General features: G+C 67.2%; 13 protein-coding genes and 1 pseudogene (1 of these 14 cut by a window edge). 6 read left to right on the forward strand and 8 right to left on the reverse strand.

The genetic code is table 11. The annotated features are described in order from the left end of the window. Positions 1-367: 367 nt before the first annotated feature. A complete protein-coding gene (locus N5095_RS03715; RefSeq protein WP_267621219.1) occupies positions 368-2,068 on the forward strand; it encodes a Cdc6/Cdc18 family protein in 1,701 nt (566 codons plus the stop codon). A gap of 234 nt (positions 2,069-2,302) precedes the next feature. On the opposite strand, the gene N5095_RS03720 is transcribed toward N5095_RS03715, so the two are convergent. Further along, complete coding sequence (locus tag N5095_RS03720) at positions 2,303-3,085, reverse strand: S26 family signal peptidase (RefSeq protein WP_390203025.1); 783 nt, start codon at positions 3,083-3,085, stop codon at positions 2,303-2,305. Positions 3,086-3,493: 408 nt separating this feature from the next. Here N5095_RS03720 and N5095_RS03725 point away from each other — a divergent pair, with 408 nt between their 5' ends. Then, on the forward strand, positions 3,494-5,194 hold the full coding sequence (locus N5095_RS03725) for a DNA-directed DNA polymerase II small subunit (protein WP_267621223.1): 1,701 nt from the start codon (positions 3,494-3,496) through the stop codon (positions 5,192-5,194). Positions 5,195-5,368: 174 nt separating this feature from the next. Here N5095_RS03725 and N5095_RS03730 read toward each other — a convergent pair whose 3' ends face one another. Next, entirely contained in the window at positions 5,369-5,932 is a 564-nt protein-coding gene (locus N5095_RS03730; RefSeq protein WP_267621225.1) for a GrpB family protein, read from the reverse strand. A gap of 173 nt (positions 5,933-6,105) precedes the next feature. Here N5095_RS03730 and N5095_RS03735 point away from each other — a divergent pair, with 173 nt between their 5' ends. After that, positions 6,106-7,236, forward strand: a complete 1,131-nt coding sequence (locus tag N5095_RS03735; protein ID WP_267621228.1) for an NADH:flavin oxidoreductase — start codon at positions 6,106-6,108, stop codon at positions 7,234-7,236. 22 nt (positions 7,237-7,258) lie between these two features. Here the strand turns inward: N5095_RS03735 and N5095_RS03740 are convergent, their stop codons facing one another. Then, complete coding sequence (locus N5095_RS03740) at positions 7,259-7,774, reverse strand: hypothetical protein (protein ID WP_267621230.1); 516 nt, start codon at positions 7,772-7,774, stop codon at positions 7,259-7,261. Between the two features lie 195 nt (positions 7,775-7,969). On the opposite strand from N5095_RS03740, the gene N5095_RS03745 reads away from it, so the two are divergent. Further along, complete coding sequence (locus tag N5095_RS03745) at positions 7,970-9,148, forward strand: aspartate kinase (RefSeq protein ID WP_267621232.1); 1,179 nt, start codon at positions 7,970-7,972, stop codon at positions 9,146-9,148. A 233-nt stretch (positions 9,149-9,381) separates the two neighbouring features. Here N5095_RS03745 and N5095_RS03750 read toward each other — a convergent pair whose 3' ends face one another. Together N5095_RS03750 and N5095_RS03755 are read right to left on the reverse strand one after the other, a co-directional pair. Further along, on the reverse strand, positions 9,382-9,762 hold the full coding sequence (locus tag N5095_RS03750; RefSeq protein ID WP_267621234.1) for a NifU family protein: 381 nt from the start codon (positions 9,760-9,762) through the stop codon (positions 9,382-9,384). 86 nt (positions 9,763-9,848) lie between these two features. After that, positions 9,849-10,178, reverse strand: a complete 330-nt coding sequence (locus N5095_RS03755) for a DUF5783 family protein (RefSeq protein ID WP_267621236.1) — start codon at positions 10,176-10,178, stop codon at positions 9,849-9,851. Between the two features lie 151 nt (positions 10,179-10,329). On the opposite strand from N5095_RS03755, the gene N5095_RS03760 reads away from it, so the two are divergent. After that, the gene (locus tag N5095_RS03760; RefSeq protein ID WP_267621238.1) at positions 10,330-11,775 is read left to right on the forward strand and encodes a S8 family peptidase; all 1,446 of its coding nucleotides are present in this window, start codon (positions 10,330-10,332) and stop codon (positions 11,773-11,775) included. Between the two features lie 60 nt (positions 11,776-11,835). Here N5095_RS03760 and N5095_RS03765 read toward each other — a convergent pair whose 3' ends face one another. The 3 genes from N5095_RS03765 to recJ all read right to left on the reverse strand — a co-directional run bounded on the left by N5095_RS03765 (position 11,836) and on the right by recJ (position 15,167). Continuing rightward, positions 11,836-12,246: a GtrA family protein gene (locus tag N5095_RS03765; RefSeq protein WP_267621240.1), complete on the reverse strand. Its 411-nt coding sequence runs from the start codon at positions 12,244-12,246 to the stop codon at positions 11,836-11,838. Between the two features lie 1,001 nt (positions 12,247-13,247). Beyond that, the gene (locus N5095_RS03770; RefSeq protein WP_267621242.1) at positions 13,248-13,658 is read right to left on the reverse strand and encodes a hypothetical protein; all 411 of its coding nucleotides are present in this window, start codon (positions 13,656-13,658) and stop codon (positions 13,248-13,250) included. A gap of 96 nt (positions 13,659-13,754) precedes the next feature. After that, positions 13,755-15,167 (reverse strand): RecJ family nuclease, encoded by a 1,413-nt coding sequence (recJ, locus tag N5095_RS03775; RefSeq protein ID WP_267621244.1) that lies wholly within the window; start codon positions 15,165-15,167, stop codon positions 13,755-13,757. Positions 15,168-15,302: 135 nt separating this feature from the next. Here recJ and N5095_RS03780 point away from each other — a divergent pair. Continuing rightward, a pseudogene (locus tag N5095_RS03780) lies at positions 15,303-16,254 on the forward strand (mandelate racemase/muconate lactonizing enzyme family protein) (it continues 288 nt past the right edge of the window).

The following is a 16,254-nucleotide window of genomic DNA, read 5'->3' on the forward strand; positions in this document are numbered from 1 at the left end:
TCCTCGGATGTAACCCGTTCGCGGACCGATTCGACCCTTCAGGTGAACGGACGACTTGAGCGAACGGACAACTCAAGCGAACGGACAACTCGAGTGGACGGACAACTCGAGTGGACGGACAACTCGAGCGAACCGACGACTCGCCGCCGGTGGGAGCTCGAACGCGACCCCGCTGCCCCGATCGGGCGTCGTCGGTTCCGTCCGATGGGAGAACATTTTAGTACCGTCTCTTCATCTGGTTCGTCTGCATCACCTGGACGCGTTCGTCGGAGACAGCGAGACCCGAACCACTGTTTCGCCGGGTCTCGCGGCACGAATCCGACAGCTCCGGCGTGCGCTCCACCCGAAACGAGGGGGAAATCCACGAATGTCAGAGGACCAACCACGCTCGGACGACCGCCTCGAAGAGGAGGCAGACGACGAGCAGACGGTGCCGGACGGGAGCGAGGCGACGGGAACGACGGCCGACGGAGCCGAGGCGGAACGGGCCGACCGAGGCGCCGAAAGAGAGTCACCGATGAACCAGGACCTGCCGGACACGACCGATCCGTCGGCGGGGACTACCGCCGACCCGACTGCCGTCGAGTCGGCCGGCGCCGACCCGACCACCGCCGGCTCGACCGACGTCGACCGTGGGAACGGGCCGGACGTCGACCTCGACGACGTCGTCCTCGACGACGGCGACAGCAAGGGGCTGTTCGACGACCTACTCTCGGGCGAACCGATCTTCGAGAACAAGGAGGTGCTCAGACCCTCCTACACGCCCCACGAGCTCCCACACCGCACCGAGCAGATCAACCAGATGGCGACCATCCTCGTCTCGGCGCTCCGGGGTGAGACCCCCTCGAACATCCTCATCTACGGGAAGACGGGGACCGGCAAGACCGCGAGCGCGAAGTTCGTCTCACAGGAGCTGGAGTCGACGAGCCAGAAGTACGACGTGCCCTGCGAGGTCGAATACATCAACTGTGAAGTGACGGACACGCAGTACCGGGTGCTCGCCCAGCTCGCGAACAAGTTCATCGAGAAGAACCACGCGCTCATCGACGGCCGGCTCGACCACCTCCGGAACCTCCGTCGTGAGGTGACCGAAGAGCCCGCCCGACTCGGCGACACCGACTACGACAGCCTCGCCGCCGTCGAGGACCGTATCGAGGAGCTGGAGACGGACCGTGAGGAGATGGAGACCGTCCCGATGACGGGGTGGCCCACCGACCGCGTCTACTCGACCTTCTTCGACGCCGTCGACTACCACGAGCGCGTGGTCGTCATCATGCTCGACGAGATCGACAAGCTCGTCGAGAAGTCCGGCGACGACACCCTCTACAACCTCTCACGGATGAACTCCGAGCTCGACAACTCCCGTATCTCCATCATGGGAATCTCGAACGACCTGAAATTCACGGACTTCCTCGACCCCCGCGTCAAGTCGAGTTTGGGAGAAGAAGAGATCGTCTTCCCACCCTACGACGCCAACCAACTGCGGGATATCCTCCAGCACCGTTCGGACGTGGCCTTCAAAGCCGACGCCCTCACCGACGACGTCATCCCGCTCTGTGCCGCCTTCGCTGCACAGGAACACGGGGACGCACGCCGCGCGCTCGACCTCCTCCGGACGGCGGGGGAACTCGCCGAGCGCAGTCAGGCCGACACCGTCGAAGAGGCCCACGTCCGGCAGGCCCAGGACAAGATCGAACTCGACCGGGTCGTCGAAGTCGTCCGCACGCTCCCTACCCAGAGCAAAATCGTCCTCTTCTCCATCATCCTGCTGGAGAAAAACGGCGTCCACAACGTCAACACGGGCGAAGTGTTCAACATCTACAAGCGTCTCTGTGAGGAGATCGACGCCGACATCCTCACCCAGCGCCGCGTCACGGACCTCATCTCCGAACTCGACATGCTCGGCATCGTCAACGCCGTCGTCGTCTCGAAGGGCCGCTACGGCCGGACGAAGGAAATCAGCCTCTCGGTGCCCATCGACGAGACCGAGGCCGTCCTCCTCTCCGACTCCCGACTCGGCGACATCGAAGAGGCTCAACCGTTCGTGCAGGCGCGGTTCGACAACTGACCGTCGGTTCCCCACTATTTCTACTCGAACCGGCGCGTCGTCGCCAGCACTCGAACCCTCACTTCGTGAGGTGTATCCACACGAAACGAAGGGGGTTGTCTGACGGCTGACTGACTGACCGATTCAGAGAGGGTCGTAACCGAGTCAAGCCGAGTCGGATCGAGTCGAATCGAGTCAAGCCGAGTCGAATCGAGTCGAATCAGACCAAGTCGAGGCGAGAAACGGAGACGGAACTCAGACCGCGCCGCGACGTGCGGCAGCGTGCGCTCTCTGAGCCGATGGAGTCGGTGCCGATGCCGGCGACGCAGCGGCGACGCCGGGAGACGGTTCACTGTCGCTTGATTCGATTCCGCCCGGTTCGAGTTCGGCCCGTTCGACCACTCCGGTCGGTGCAGAGACGTCGCGGACGGTCGACCCCGGACTGAGACAGCTGTTTTCGCCGAGTCCGAGGCGGATACAGCCGAGGAACGGGATTCGAACGCGGGCGACGCCGTCGACCCACGAGGGTCTGACCGGCGCGGCGATGCCGTTCGCCTGGTCGTAGCGGGCGTTGTTGTCGCCCTTCGTCACGAACCCGGCGTGCGGGGCGGGGCAGTTCGCCAACTCCTCGCAGTTGTCCGCGCGGATGTAGCTCTGGTTGGCCTTCTCGTACCAGTTCTCACCGTCGTCGACCCAGAAGCGGGCCCGATGGATGATGGGAGGCCCGAACGAACTCGGGTCGTCGTAGATGACTACGGAGCCGTAGTCGCCGAAGGACCGATACCCCGCCTCCCGCCCGTCGGCGTAGGTGACGACGCCGGTGTCTTCGTGGGCGGCGTCGGGGGAGAACCGGCCGGGTTCGGTAATGAATATCAGGTCACCGCGTTCCATGTGGGGCTGCATACTCCCGCTCTCGACGGCGACCATGGGGGGCCACACGCCGCTCACCGTGAAGAGAATCAGCCCGATTGCGGCGACGGCGGCGACGCTGGTGAGCGTCTCCCGTACGAAGAGGAGTGGGCCGCTGTCGGCGTGCATGAAGCGTGAAACGATGCTCTCGTCCTCGCCCGCTCGGCCGCCGGGGGTCGGCTCCGAGCGTTCGGCGGTGGACGACGAAGCCGAGTCGTCGGAGGGTGGGCGGCTGTCACCGGCACTCATCGCGCGGCGATTCGGTGGGACCGCGTTTCAACCTTCTGACTCGGGCGGGGGCGGATGCGCAGACGGTGAGTTCGGTAGCCGCGGCTCCGTCAGTCGCCTCTCCTCAACCGGTCACGCCTCGCGAGCCGAGTCGATACCGACAGCGCGTCGGCCGCCACTCGGCAGTGCGCTGGCTCGCTAACCCGACAGCGAGTCGACCCACTACCCGACAGCGAGTCGACCCGCTACCCGACAGCGGGTCCACCTCCCATCCACACGCTTTTGGTCTCCGACCGCCCTCCCCAGAACGTGCCGCTCGAGACGCCGTCCCGAATCGTCCAGGAGCTCGCGAGCCGCGGCTACAACGCCGAACGCGAGGCCGTGACGCTCCTCGCCGGTGCGGCGAACCCGGCGCTCGTTCTGGAGGCGGCCATCGAGGTCGCCGACGACGACGCGCTGGTTCTGACGGTCGAGCACGTTCGGCGGGCACTCGACGCCGAACCGCCGGCGGACGCGAACGTGAACGCGACGGCGACCGCTCCGGCCGCTACCGCGGGGTCCACCGGGCCCGAGTCGGCCGGTTCCGAGGCTCCCAGCGAATCCGCCGACCCCAAACCGAGCGACGGTAACCCCGACCCGACCCGTGCGGACGACCCCCCCGTTTCGACTCCAGACGCCGGCCCTGTCACCGAGTCACGAACTGGGGAGACTCCAGTGGAAGCAGGGGGGTCGGCGGGCACGGAGACGACCGGCGGGTCGGCAATCGACCCCGAGGGGTCGACCGCCCCTCGTACGAGCCGAACCCCGACGCCGGCCGAAATCACGGGCGACATCACCGGTCAGTCGACCGGGACGGGGGAGTACAAGCAGTTCGTTCGAGTCTTCCGCGACCGCTACGAGCGCCTCTCGAAACAGCTCCGCGGGCGGGTCAACCACCGACCGGCCGAGGCCATCCAGTCGATGCCGGGCCGGAGCGACGCCGAGATGATCGGTCTCGTCAACGACATCCGCTCGACCGCGTCCGGACACTGGCTGGTCGAACTCGAGGACACGACCGGGGTGTTCCCCTGTCTGGTGATGAAGGACAAGGACATCGCGTCGCTCGTCGACGAACTTCTGATGGACGAGTGTATCGCCGTCTCCGGCACCCTCGCCGACGACGCCGGCATCCTCTTCGTCGACGATATCTACTTCCCGGACGTTCCCCGGAACTACCGCCCGTCCACCGCGGACCGCCACGTCCAAGCGGCGCTCATCTCCGACGTCCACGTCGGCAGCCAGGAGTTCGTCGCCGACGCCTGGAGTCGCTTCACGAGTTGGCTCCACACCGACGAGGCGGAGGCCGTCGAGTACCTCCTCATCGCCGGCGACATGGTCGAGGGGGTCGGCGTCTACCCGAATCAGGACGAGGAACTCGACATCATCGACATCTACGAGCAGTACGAGCGCTTCTCGGAGCACCTCAAGGAGGTCCCGGGCGACATGGAGATCGTCATGATTCCGGGGAACCACGACGCCGTCCGTCTCGCCGAACCCCAACCCGGCTTCGACGACGAACTCCGGGGAATCATGTCCGCCCACGACGCCCGTTTCACCGGGAACCCATCCACCGTCACGCTGGAGGGCGTCTCCATCCTGATGTACCACGGCGTCTCCATCGACGAGGTCATCGCCGAACTCCCCGAGGAGAAAGCCAACTACGACGAGCCACACAAGGCGATGTACCAGCTCCTGAAGAAGCGCCACGTCGCCCCGCAGTACGGCGGGCACATGCGCCTCGCCCCCGAGGAGAAGGACTACCTCGCGATGGACACCGTCCCCGACGTCTTTCATACGGGTCACGTCCACAAGATCGGCTGGGGGAAGTACCACAACGTCCTCGCCGTCAACTCCGGCTGTTGGCAGGCTCAGACCGACTTCCAGAAGTCCGTCAACATCGACCCCGACGTGGCTCACGCCCCCATCCTCGACCTCGACACGCTCGACATGACCGTCCGCAAATTCATCTAACCCGACCTTTTTCTTCGTCGGGTGCGCTCGCCTCGCTCGCGCACCGCTCCTCGAAAAAGCTCGACCAAAAAAAGAGCCGCTCGCTCGGCCTCCGGCCTCGCTCGCGGTCGACACGCCAAGAGCTACCAGATCAAGAACGCCTCCGCGCCGCTACCGCCCCACAACACCGCCCCCCTACGCCCCCGGCACCGCGAACTCGAACTGGAACTCCTCGCCGTCGCGTGCGACCCGCAACACTCGCTCCACGAACTCGGTCTTCCCCATCGAGTACTCCTCGAGGTCATCGGTCCCGGTGGCGAGGTCTCGTTTCAGCTCCTCGTACTCCTCACGGAGGTCGTCGCGGGCGCGGAGCACGTCCCGCGTCACGACGCTCACCCGCCACTTCTCGCCCGATTCGGCGAAGACGTGGACGTTGAATCGCTGGCCGTCGTGTTCGCGGGCGACGGGATTCCACTCGTCGCTGTTCTCGTAGCGTGTGCCGCCGAGGTCGTCGACGACCGCGCTCGCGACCTCGCCCACCGCCCCGTCTCCGACGACGAGGTCGACGTCGACGATGTCCTTCGCGGCGAGGTCGGGAACGGCTGTCGACCCCACGTGTTCGAGTCGAACCAGTCGGTCGTCGAGACTCCGGTCCTGGAGGACGGACACCAGACGCTCGCGCTCCGCCTCGAAGGATTCCCGCCACTCGCCGTGACGTGAAGGGACGAGGGCGATGGGGTCGTCGTGCAGGCCGACCATGTCCAAGCCGACTGGTGACGGCTGCTTCAACGTAGGGGAAGTGTGCTACCGCGGCACGTGTCGGGTGTCGACGCGTTCCACCCGAAACCGTGCCCTCCGCTATCACATATCTCGTGTACGGCGGCTACACAGCCGAGTGCGGCTCTTCAGTCGCCGGTCCCAATCGCCGGGCGATGACTGACGACCCGCTGTTCGAGTCGTTCGACCTCGACGGCCTCGACCTCGACAACCGCGTCGGCCTCGCGCCGATGACCCGCACCAGCGCGACCGACGACGGCCACGCCACCGACGAGATGGCGCGGTACTACGCGAAGTTCGCCGAGGGCGGCTTCTCCTTCCTCGTCACCGAGGGCATCTACACCGACACCGACCACAGCCAGGGGTACGCCAACCAGCCCGGCCTCGCCACCGACGAGCAGGCCGACTCGTGGGAGCCGGTGGTCGACCGCGTCCACGACGCCGGCGCACCGGTCTTCGCTCAGTTGATGCACGCCGGCGCGCTCGTCCAGGGGAACCGCTGGACCGACGAGACCGTCGGTCCCTCCGCGGTCCGCCCGAAGGGCGAACAACTCGAGATGTACGGCGGCGAGGGGCAGTTCGCCGAACCCCAGGAGCTGTCGACCGACGAACTCGACGGGATTCGCGAGACGTTCGTCGTCGCCGCCGAGCGGGCCGCCGAGGCCGGCTTCGACGGCGTCGAGGTTCATGGCGCGAACGGCTACCTGCTCGACCAGTTCCTCACCGCCTACACGAACCAGCGCGACGACGAGTACGGCGGCGACGTCGAGAGTCGCGTCCGGTTCCCGACCGAGGTGCTCCAGGCGGTCGCCGACGCGACCCCCGACGGGTTCGTCGTCGGTGTCCGCCTCTCGCAGTCGAAGGTGAACGACCCCGACTACCGCTGGGAGGGCGAGGCGGAAGCCGAGGCCGTCTTCGACGCGTTCTCCGCGGCGGGCGCGGACTACCTCCACGTCACCGAGGCGGACGTCACGGCCCCCGCGTTCGAGGGCGACGCCGGTGATACCGGCGACGGCGGGAACGAGACGGACGCGACGCTCGCCGAACTCGCGGCGGAGTACGGCGACGCGCCCGTCGTCGCGAACGGCGGACTGGAGGACCCCGAGGCGGCCCGCGCCACGGTCGAGGCCGGTGCCGACCTGATAACGCTCGGAACCGGCGCGCTCGCCAACCCCGACTGGCCGACGCGCGTGGAAAACGACGAACCGCTCGCCGACCTCGACTTCGAGCGGGTCCTCCAACCGGACGCCTCCATCGACGACAGCGAAGTACCGAGCGACGACTGACCGACGGCCGCGCTCCCGATACTCAGGGCGCCATCCCGTATCGGACCGTCTCCTGGCCTTCGAACGTCGGCCCCGACCCGTCGTACTCGAAGCCGGCCGACTCGAGGGCCGACCGACGGTCGTCGTCCCCGGCGTCGACGAGGACCTCCACTCGCATCCCTTCCTTCCTGGCGAACCGCGCCGGCTCCCCGAGGAGGGCGTCGTACGCCGCCGTCTCCCCGCCGAACTGCGTGATGTGGACCACGTCGTCGCGAGCGTCGAAGCTGACGAACCCGGCGACGGCGTCGGCGCCGTCGCCCGCCGAAGGGTCGCTCTGCACCGTCCCGTCGTCGATTTCGGCCGACGCCGACTCGTCGCCCTCGACCGCTCTCGGTTCACCCCCTTCGGTCGACGCCGACCCGTCGTCCGGCACCGTCTCCGCGGCGGCGGCGACGCGGACCGTTCTATCGTGGATGACGTTGCGCATCACGTCCGTCGGCGTGCCGGCGATGGCGGCGAGCGCGTCCGCGTCCGCCTCGACCGCGTCCCGAACGTCCATGCGTGGGGGTCCGTCCCACGGTACTAAAACGCTGGCGCCGTTTCGGGGTCCCCCCTCACGGGTGTCGTCACCCGGACAGTCAGGAGCGGCAACCCTTGAACAGTCAAACAGAGTTATGCGGGTCGCCACGCTACCCCCGGCTATGTGTGACTCTCGTCTCGGGGTTCGACACGGACCCGTAGCGCTGGTGATTCGATGCGGGTCGTAGCGAAGTTCGGCGGCACCTCGCTGGGGAGCGGGGACCGCATCAATCGGGCGGCGGACTCGGTCGCCGCGGCGGTCGAGCAGGGTCACGAGATCGCCGTCGTCGCCAGCGCGATGGGGTCGACGACCGACGAACTGCTCGACGACATCAAGTTCGACACGTCGGACCAGGACCGCGCGGAAATCGTCTCGATGGGCGAGCGCACCTCCGTCCGGATGCTGAAGGCCGCGCTCTCCGCACGGGGCGTGAACGCCGTCTTCCTCGAACCCGGCAGCGACGACTGGCCGGTCATCACCAACGACCTCGGGGAGGTCGACGTGGAGGCGACCGCCGAGCGCGCCGGCGTGCTCGCCGAGCGACTGGACGGTGTCGTCCCCGTCATCACCGGGTTCCTCGCACAGAACCTCGACGGCGACGTGACGACACTCGGCCGCGGCGGCTCCGACACGACCGCCGTCATGCTCGGGAAGTACATGGACGCGGACGAGGTCGTCATCGTCACCGACGTGGAGGGCGTCATGACCGGCGACCCCCGAGTCGTCGAAGGGGCGCGCAACGTCGCGCGCATCACCGTCGACGAACTCCGGAACCTCTCGTTCCGCGGCGCCGAGGTGGTCGCTCCGTCCGCGCTGGCGTACAAGGACGACGACCTCTCGGTTCGCGTCGTCCACTACCAGCACGGCGACCTCCTCTCGGGGGGGACGAGCATCGAGGGACGGTTCGAGAACCTCATCGACATGCAGGAGGAGAAGCTCTCCTGTCTCACGGTCGCCGGACGCGCCATCCGCAACCGACCGGGCATCCTCGCAGACCTCTCACAGGCGCTCAGAGAGGAGGACATCAACGTCGACGCCGTCGCCAGCGGGATGGACTCGGTGACGTTCTACGTCCAGAGCGACCTCGCCGAGGAGGCGGAACGGCTGCTCCACGCCGAGGTCGTCGCCGGCGAGAACCTCTCCTCGGTGACGGTCCACGACGACGTGGCCGCCATCCGAGTCACGGGCGGCGAACTCCCGAACCGGCCGGGCATCATCGAGGGGCTCGTCGTCCCCCTCGCCGACGCCGGCATCAACATCATCGACCTCATCACGTCGGCGACGTCCGTCGCCGTCTTCGTCGACTGGGACGACCGCGAGCGAACCCTCGAAATCGTCCAGAACCAGTTCTGACGCGGGCTTCCGACCGGTCGTTCCGCCGACCGGTGTGACCCCCCACGGCTCGTGGACGGTGGGTCGCTACGTACGACAGGACGAGCCAACACGACGGGACGAGCCGCTACGACGGGGAGAACCAACAGGACGAACCGCCACGACTACGCCGAGTGCCGCCGCTCGCCGCTCGAAAGACGAAACGAGTAGAAGACGGAGATATGGCCCTCGCGGGCCGTATTACGGTCCGGGACTCAGAAGGGAGCCTGCGGCCCCTCGTCGCCGTCGTCGCCGTCGTCGCTGGTCTCGCCGGGGAAGGACGGCGACATGCCGCCACCGCCGCCCATCCCACCGAGGTCGCCGTCGGCGCCGCCGCTCATGCCGGTTTCGGCGTGCACCGTGTTGATTTCGGGAATCTCCTTCACCATGCGGGACTTGATGGCCTGGATGGTCATCGGCGAGATGCCACAGCCGGAGCACGCCCCGCCCAGCTGGATGGTGACGCTTCCCTCTTCCCGGTCGAGCTGCTGAATGGCGGCGCTGCCGCCGTGCATCTGAATCTGCGGGAAGTTCCGGCGCAGGAAGTTCGTGATACGGTCTCGAAGGTCGTCCGCGTCCTGGCTCTCCGTGCTCATGTGGACGCGGTTTGGCGTCGACCGGTCTTAGGCCTTTGGTTCGGGTGGACGACGGCGAACGCTCCGTCGGACGGTCGGCGGACGACTCAGGCCGACTGCGGCGGCTCGACGCCGAACACGTCGTACAGCTGAGACTCTATCTCGTCGACGTACACGTCGAGGGTCTCCGTCACCTTCTCGTCGTCGACGACCACGGCGGTGAGGCGTTCGGTCGGGTTCGGCGGCAGTTCGACGCGAAACGCCCCGTCCTCGTAGAACGGCTCGCTCTCGTTGAGCACCTGTTGGTCGATGGCGTGGACGAGTTCCGAGTCGTAGCGTTCGTTCATCGTCTCGAAGGCGTTCTTGTACGCGCGCTGGAGTTCGGGAAAGTAGTGGACGTACTTGTCCTCGAACTGTTCGGGATCGAACTCGGTCATACTCCCGAGTTCGAAGTCGGTCGGCAAAAGTCAGCGGGATTCCGGCGTCGAACCGCCTCCACGACCGGAAACTCTACCACCGTTTCCGGACGTTTATTTTGCCGAACGATTTGCGAATATTTTTAACCAGCCCCACGTTACACTGCATGTCATGGTACGACATAACAGAAGAGCGTTCCTCAAACTGACAGGTGTGACCATCGGTGCCGCCGCGCTCGGTGCCGGCAACGTGACCGCGGAGCCGTCCGACTCGCGGTTCTTCATCAACCTTCGCGACGTCGACCGTTCCGAGGTTCCCGACGACATCGAAATCATCCACGACCTCTCGGAGGCGGACGTGCTGGTCGCTCGGGGGGACCAGAACCGCGTGAACGGCACGACGGTGCCCGACGTCACCATCAATCGGGCCGACGAGGGCGCCGGTGCGGTCGTGTCTCGTGACGGACCCAGCGCGGACGGCAACAGTAACAGCCACAACCACGACGGGGCTCCCTCGAACTCCGAGTACCAGTGGGACAAGCGGGTCCAGAACCTCAACAACGACCTGACGGACAAACCTGGGGGGGGCAGGAGCATCCACGACACGACGACAGGCGGGGGGACACGTATCGCCGTCGTCGACAGCGGCGTATACGCCGAGCATCCGGACCTCGTGGACGTCGTCAACACCGAGCTCTCGGAGAACGTCTCCGAGGACCCGTACGACTTCCGACCGAACGGCGCCGGCAGCCACGGCACGCACGTCGCCGGCACTATCGCGGCGACGAACAGCAACGACGGCCCCGACGGTGGGGTCCTCGGCACCGCGCCCGACACCGAAATCGTCTCCTACCGGATGTTCTCGGGCATGGAGGGGAAGCAGGGCGACGGGTACGCCGCGTGGATGAAGGCGGCCGACATCGGCTGCGACGCCATCAACTACAGCGTCGGATTCCCGTTCCCGTTCGTCTTCCCCGAGGAACTGCCCATCCTGGAGGAGTACCTCGCCATCGCCGAGCAGGTGGCCGCGTACGTCCGCTCGAAGGGGACGGTCATCGTCAACTCCGCCGGCAACGACGGACTCGACATGGGTGCGACCGACCCCGAGCGCGGCGAGATTCTCAGCCTCCCGACCGAGGCGAAGGGCGTCTTCGGCGTCTCCGCGACGGGCCCCATCGGCGTCGGCTGGGGGGACAAGCACAGCGACAACGAGGAGAAGTGGCTCACCGGCAACCGATTGGAGGACCCAACGGACTCCCCGGCGTTCTACACGAACTACGGCAAGGGCGTCGACGTGAGCGCCGCCGGCGGCGACGCCGACCTCGACGCGCTCAACGGAGGCGTCGAAGGCGCCGCAAACGACCTCGTCTACTCGACCATCAACACGACCGACGACGACGGCAACGTCGTCGCCGGCTACGGGTGGAAGGCGGGCACGTCGATGGCGGCACCCCAAGTCTCCGGTGCGGTCGCGCTCGTCCGGTCACTCCGCCCCGACGCGAGCGTCGAGGAAGTCGAGTCGCTCATCCAGGAGACTGCCGCGGACGCCCCCGGCGGCGAAACGTACCACGGCGCCGGTCACCTCGACCTGAAGGCGCTCGTGAAGGCCGCGCAGTAACCGACACCTCGGCAGTCGACCCTTTTTGCACCGACGGGTACGCCGACAGGAGCGACGGGGTCAGCGTCCCGGGTCGAACACCCAGAACTCGCTTCCCACGAAGTTGAGCGACCCGCTGACGACGACGGCACAGACGAGTGCGACGTACCGGTCGACGACCGTTCCCAGCAGCCACAGGACGACCATGTACACCACGAACCCGACGAGGTACACGGAGAGGTGCCGGCGGTACCCCCTGAGGTAGCCGAACCGAATCTCCTCGAAGGTGAACCGCCGGTTCAGGTTGTAACTCGAGAAGTTCGCGACGAGCCACGAGACGGCGCCCGCCACGAGGTACCAGGTCGTCCCGTCGAGCGCGGCGAAGACGAGCAGGTTGACCGCGAAGGCGGCCGCGCCGACGGTCGCGAACTTCGTCAGCCGGACCAGTCGGTCCTGCGTCGCGAGCGTCGAATCCGTGTGTCGTCCGTCCATCTGGGTGACTCGGGTCCTCGGCCGTGGCTCCGACCAAGGCGTGAACGTGGGTAGGTGTGTCGCAACCGGCCGTACCTGTGAATCGAGACTTCGAACACCACCCGTCGCCGTTCGGGTCGCGGAAACTCACCCTGTGGACGGAACGACCGATTCGATATCGCGGCAAGCAGTTTATGGTGCCGTCCGGGGTCACACGCCCGTACCGGGTCGGTAACGATTCGGTGGCGGGAGCGGGTCGCAGACGACGGCTCGGGGCCGGAGCCGCCGGAGGCGACGTACTGTCGGAGTCACACCGCTCCAGTCGGAGCGCCGGGAACTTGGTCGGGAGCGTCTAGTCGAGGGGTGGACGGCGTTTCGTCGGCGACGTGTTATCCAGGTCACCGTGTGGTTCGCCGCTCGACGTGACGGTGTCGACACCGGCGTTCTCTCGGTCGAATGTGACGGTGCGCACGCGGGAGAACTGGTGACCGAGCGGGCGGCGGCGGCTGATTCAGACGCCACGCAGTAGGCTGGCTGCGACAGACCCGGTGTGGTCTCGGCCGTGGCGAACGCGGAAGGTGACGGTCGTAGACTGTTTCGGTCACTGTGGCGGTGGTAGCTGGTGGCGGTGGTCGCGAGTGCACCGACTTGTCGACGATGGTGAGCGAGTGCGGTGGAATGGCATGCAGGAGCCGTACTCGGCCTCCTCGTCCGTCGGAACGCACGCATCATGTCGTTTCGAGCTCGAACGCGCTGCGAGCCATAAACCGCATCCCACGATACTGAATTCGGGTCGTTCCGATACGGCCGCCGGGCGACGACGGTAGTCGAGTGCGTCCGGCTGTCGCCATCGAGGGAGAGCGACGTGACCCTCGGTCGACTGTCGAACCGAGGCGGTAGAAGACGGATACTCACCCGAGTAGGAAACGCGAACGTCTACCCGGAGACTGAAGAGCAACGGGCGCGGCGGAACGCGACGTGGAGTGGGTCTGCTGGGCGCAGAGAGACGGTGACCTGGTGACTCAGGGGACCGTGTCGCCTACCACGGTAATCTCGACGCGGTCGACGAACTCCCCGCTCGCGTTCGCGGCGGCGAGGGTCACCGGACTCCCGACGGGGAGCATCACGTTCGAGACGCTCGTCTGTGCCGGCTCGACGGCTCCGGTCCAGACGCTGCTCCCTTGTGAGTCGATGACCGCGAGGCGTCGCACGTTCAGCTCGGTCGTCGCGGTGTCGGTCAGCGCCAGCTTCGCCGTGGCCTGGTTCGCGGTCCAGGATTCCATCAGTGACACCGACTCGAACACGTTCGAGCCCGAGAGGTCGCCCTGCACCTGCATCCCGGTGGTGACACAGCCGCTCGTCGCGGCGAGCGCGACCGCACTCCCGGCCAGCAGCCGCCGACGGGAGAGCGTCGGCGGGTCGTCGGGGCTCATCGTCCGGAGGTTCGCCGACTCGACCGGTAAGGGTGTCGGCCGCCGGGTCCTCGCCTCGGTCTCGAACCGATGTCCGAACCGGGGTCCGCGTCGCACTCAGTCCAACTGCTCGCCGACGATGCGGTCGGCTTCGTCGACGAACGCCTCGCGCTCCGTCCGCGGGATGGTCGCCCCGGCGGCCACGTCGTGGCCCCCGCCGTCGCCGCCGACCGCCCGCGAGGCCTCCCGCATCACGACCGAGAGGTCCAGCCCCTGCCGGGTGAGAACGTGGCTCCCCCGCGAGGAGACCTTCAGTTCCTCGTCGTTCTTCTCGGCGAACGCGAGGATGGGGAGCCGGGAGTCGATACCGTCCACACCGACCGCCATCCCGGCGATGATACCGACGATAGTCTCTCTGATTCGCGTCCCCGCGTCGAACCACTGGACGTGCTCCTCGACGGTGACGCCCTCGTTTTTCACCCACTGGAGCCCCTCCGAGAGGTTCCGGCGGTGGTTCCGGAGAAGGGTCCGGGCCCGGTCGAGCGCCTCCCCGCGGTCGCCGAGACAGACGGCGAGTCCGACGTCCGCGCGCTCGTAGCGCGCGGTCGCGTTGAGGAGGGTCGAGAACTCGCTCACGTCTCGCAGCTCGGTCCCCTCCGTCTCGTCGAGCAGGGTGTACGTCGTCCCCACGAGCGAGTCGATTCGGTGGGCGGGGACGCCTCGCGAGACTGCGTGCTTGACGAGCGCGCTCACCAGTTCGCGGCGTTCCTCCCCGGAGAGGTCGACCCACGTCCGCCACTCACCCCCCGACTTCAGGTCGAGGTCGAGCCCGTCGAGGAATCGAATCGAGCCGGCTTGGTCGTTCGAGACCCCCGGAATACGCGCCTCGCTCGCGTACTCCAGCAGTTTGGGGAGCGGTCGGGTTTGGCGACCGTACAGCGCGAGGTCGCGCTCCTCGGCGACGACGCCGGCGGCGACGCCTTCCTCGACGATGCCCGCGTTCGCCCCCGCCAGCCCGTCGTTTCCGTCCTGCATGTCGCCGACAGCGCCGACGATTGCCAGCGCGGCGAGGTCGCGGTTGTCCCCGTCCTCGGGTTCGAGCGCTCGCGCGAGAACGTAGCTCGCCCCAGCCCCCGACAGTTCGCTCGCCCCGTCGAGACCGAACAGGAGCGGGTTGAGGTGGAACTCGGTGTCGGCGTCGGCGGGTTGGTGGTGGTCGGCGATTACCGGCGTGAAGTCGCCGGCGCTCTCGTGCTCGGCGATGATATCGAGTTGGCCGCTCCCGAAGTCGGTGAACAGGACGGTCCCGTGGTCGGTCGCGGCGATGGAGGCCACCTCCTCCGTGTCGAGCTGTTTCGAGAACACCACGTCGAACGTAATCCCCGCGCGCTCGAGCGCCGCGGCGGCCACGGCGGCGCTGGTCAGCCCGTCGGCGTCGATGTGCGAGGCGAGCAGCACCGAGTCGGCGGCGCGGAGTCGCTCCGCACAGGCCGCGGCGCGGTCGTCGAGGGCGGGGACTGGTCCGGTCACGGGGTGGCGTAGGTCGGTCTTCGGATTTAAACTCTCGTTCTCCCGCGGTTCGGCGGCCCCCGGAGCGGAACTCGTGGGGCGTGCAAACATGCCGCTAACTGTAACCTTTTGCCCGCGTTGTCGGCACTTCGAACGATGCCGGACTCGAAGTACCACAGGCTCGTTGCTGAGATGAAGGGCGGAATCGAGTGGCGCGACCTCGGCGACGACGGGATGTCGCGCGACCCCTCGCGCGAGGTCGAAATCACGGCCGTCGACTGTCGTGTCGTCGGGGGTAACTTCCCCTGGAACGTCGTGACCGTCGAGACGGACGCCGGAGTCACCGGCGTCGGGGAGGCGTTCAACGGTCCGGTCCGGGAACACGTCGAGTATCTCGAACCGGGGCTCCTCGGCGAGAACCCCTACGACGTCGAACGGCTCACGGAGCACATGACGCAGCTCCTCTCCGGGCTGGCCGGCGGCACCGGCTACTCGCAGGCGGCCGTCTCCGGGGTCGAGACCGCGCTGTGGGACGCCGTCGGGAAGCTCGTCGACCTCCCCGTCTACCAGCTTCTCGGTGGGAAGTTCCGGGACGAGGTCCGCATCTACTGCGACTGCCACGCCGGCGCCCACCTCGACGAAGGATCGACGAAGTCCTTCGAGGCGTACGACCCCGACGCGTACGCCGATGCCGCCGAAGCGGTCGTCGACGAGGGATTCGACGCGCTGAAGTTCGACCTCGACGTCGCCGCCGGCGACGCCGACACGGCCACCCGGCGCCTCTCGAACGCCGCCGTCCAACACAAGGTCGACATCGTGGCGGCGGTTCGCGAGCGCATCGGCCCCGACCCGCTGCTCGCGTTCGACCTCCACTGGGGGTTCTCGGTGGAGACCGCCCTCCGGATCGCACGGAAACTCGAACCGTACGACCTCGCGTGGCTCGAAGACCCCGTCCCACCGGAGAACCCCGACTCCCACCGGCGCGTCACCGAAGGCACCTCGACACCTATCCTCGCGGGTGAAAACCTCACGCGCGTCGAGGGGTTCGTCCCCTTCCTCACCGGGGGCGCGCTCGACGTCGCCGCGCCCGACATCCAGAAGTGGGGGG

Origin of the sequence: Halobium salinum (assembly GCF_026586625.1) — an archaeon.
Lineage (GTDB): Archaea > Halobacteriota > Halobacteria > Halobacteriales > Haloferacaceae > Halobium > Halobium salinum.

What these genes read in the sequence shown, in the direction of transcription:
- N5095_RS03715 (WP_267621219.1), top strand. Translation starts at nt 368, where the DNA reads ATGTCAGAGGACCAACCACGCTCGGACGACCGCCTCGAAGAGGAGGCA.
- N5095_RS03720 (WP_390203025.1), bottom strand. Translation starts at nt 3,085, where the DNA reads ATGCACGCCGACAGCGGCCCACTCCTCTTCGTACGGGAGACGCTCACC.
- N5095_RS03730 (WP_267621225.1), bottom strand. Translation starts at nt 5,932, where the DNA reads ATGGTCGGCCTGCACGACGACCCCATCGCCCTCGTCCCTTCACGTCAC.
- N5095_RS03735 (WP_267621228.1), top strand. Translation starts at nt 6,106, where the DNA reads ATGACTGACGACCCGCTGTTCGAGTCGTTCGACCTCGACGGCCTCGAC.
- N5095_RS03740 (WP_267621230.1), bottom strand. Translation starts at nt 7,774, where the DNA reads ATGGACGTTCGGGACGCGGTCGAGGCGGACGCGGACGCGCTCGCCGCC.
- N5095_RS03745 (WP_267621232.1), top strand. Translation starts at nt 7,970, where the DNA reads ATGCGGGTCGTAGCGAAGTTCGGCGGCACCTCGCTGGGGAGCGGGGAC.
- N5095_RS03750 (WP_267621234.1), bottom strand. Translation starts at nt 9,762, where the DNA reads ATGAGCACGGAGAGCCAGGACGCGGACGACCTTCGAGACCGTATCACG.
- N5095_RS03755 (WP_267621236.1), bottom strand. Translation starts at nt 10,178, where the DNA reads ATGACCGAGTTCGATCCCGAACAGTTCGAGGACAAGTACGTCCACTAC.
- N5095_RS03760 (WP_267621238.1), top strand. Translation starts at nt 10,330, where the DNA reads ATGGTACGACATAACAGAAGAGCGTTCCTCAAACTGACAGGTGTGACC.
- N5095_RS03765 (WP_267621240.1), bottom strand. Translation starts at nt 12,246, where the DNA reads ATGGACGGACGACACACGGATTCGACGCTCGCGACGCAGGACCGACTG.
- N5095_RS03770 (WP_267621242.1), bottom strand. Translation starts at nt 13,658, where the DNA reads ATGAGCCCCGACGACCCGCCGACGCTCTCCCGTCGGCGGCTGCTGGCC.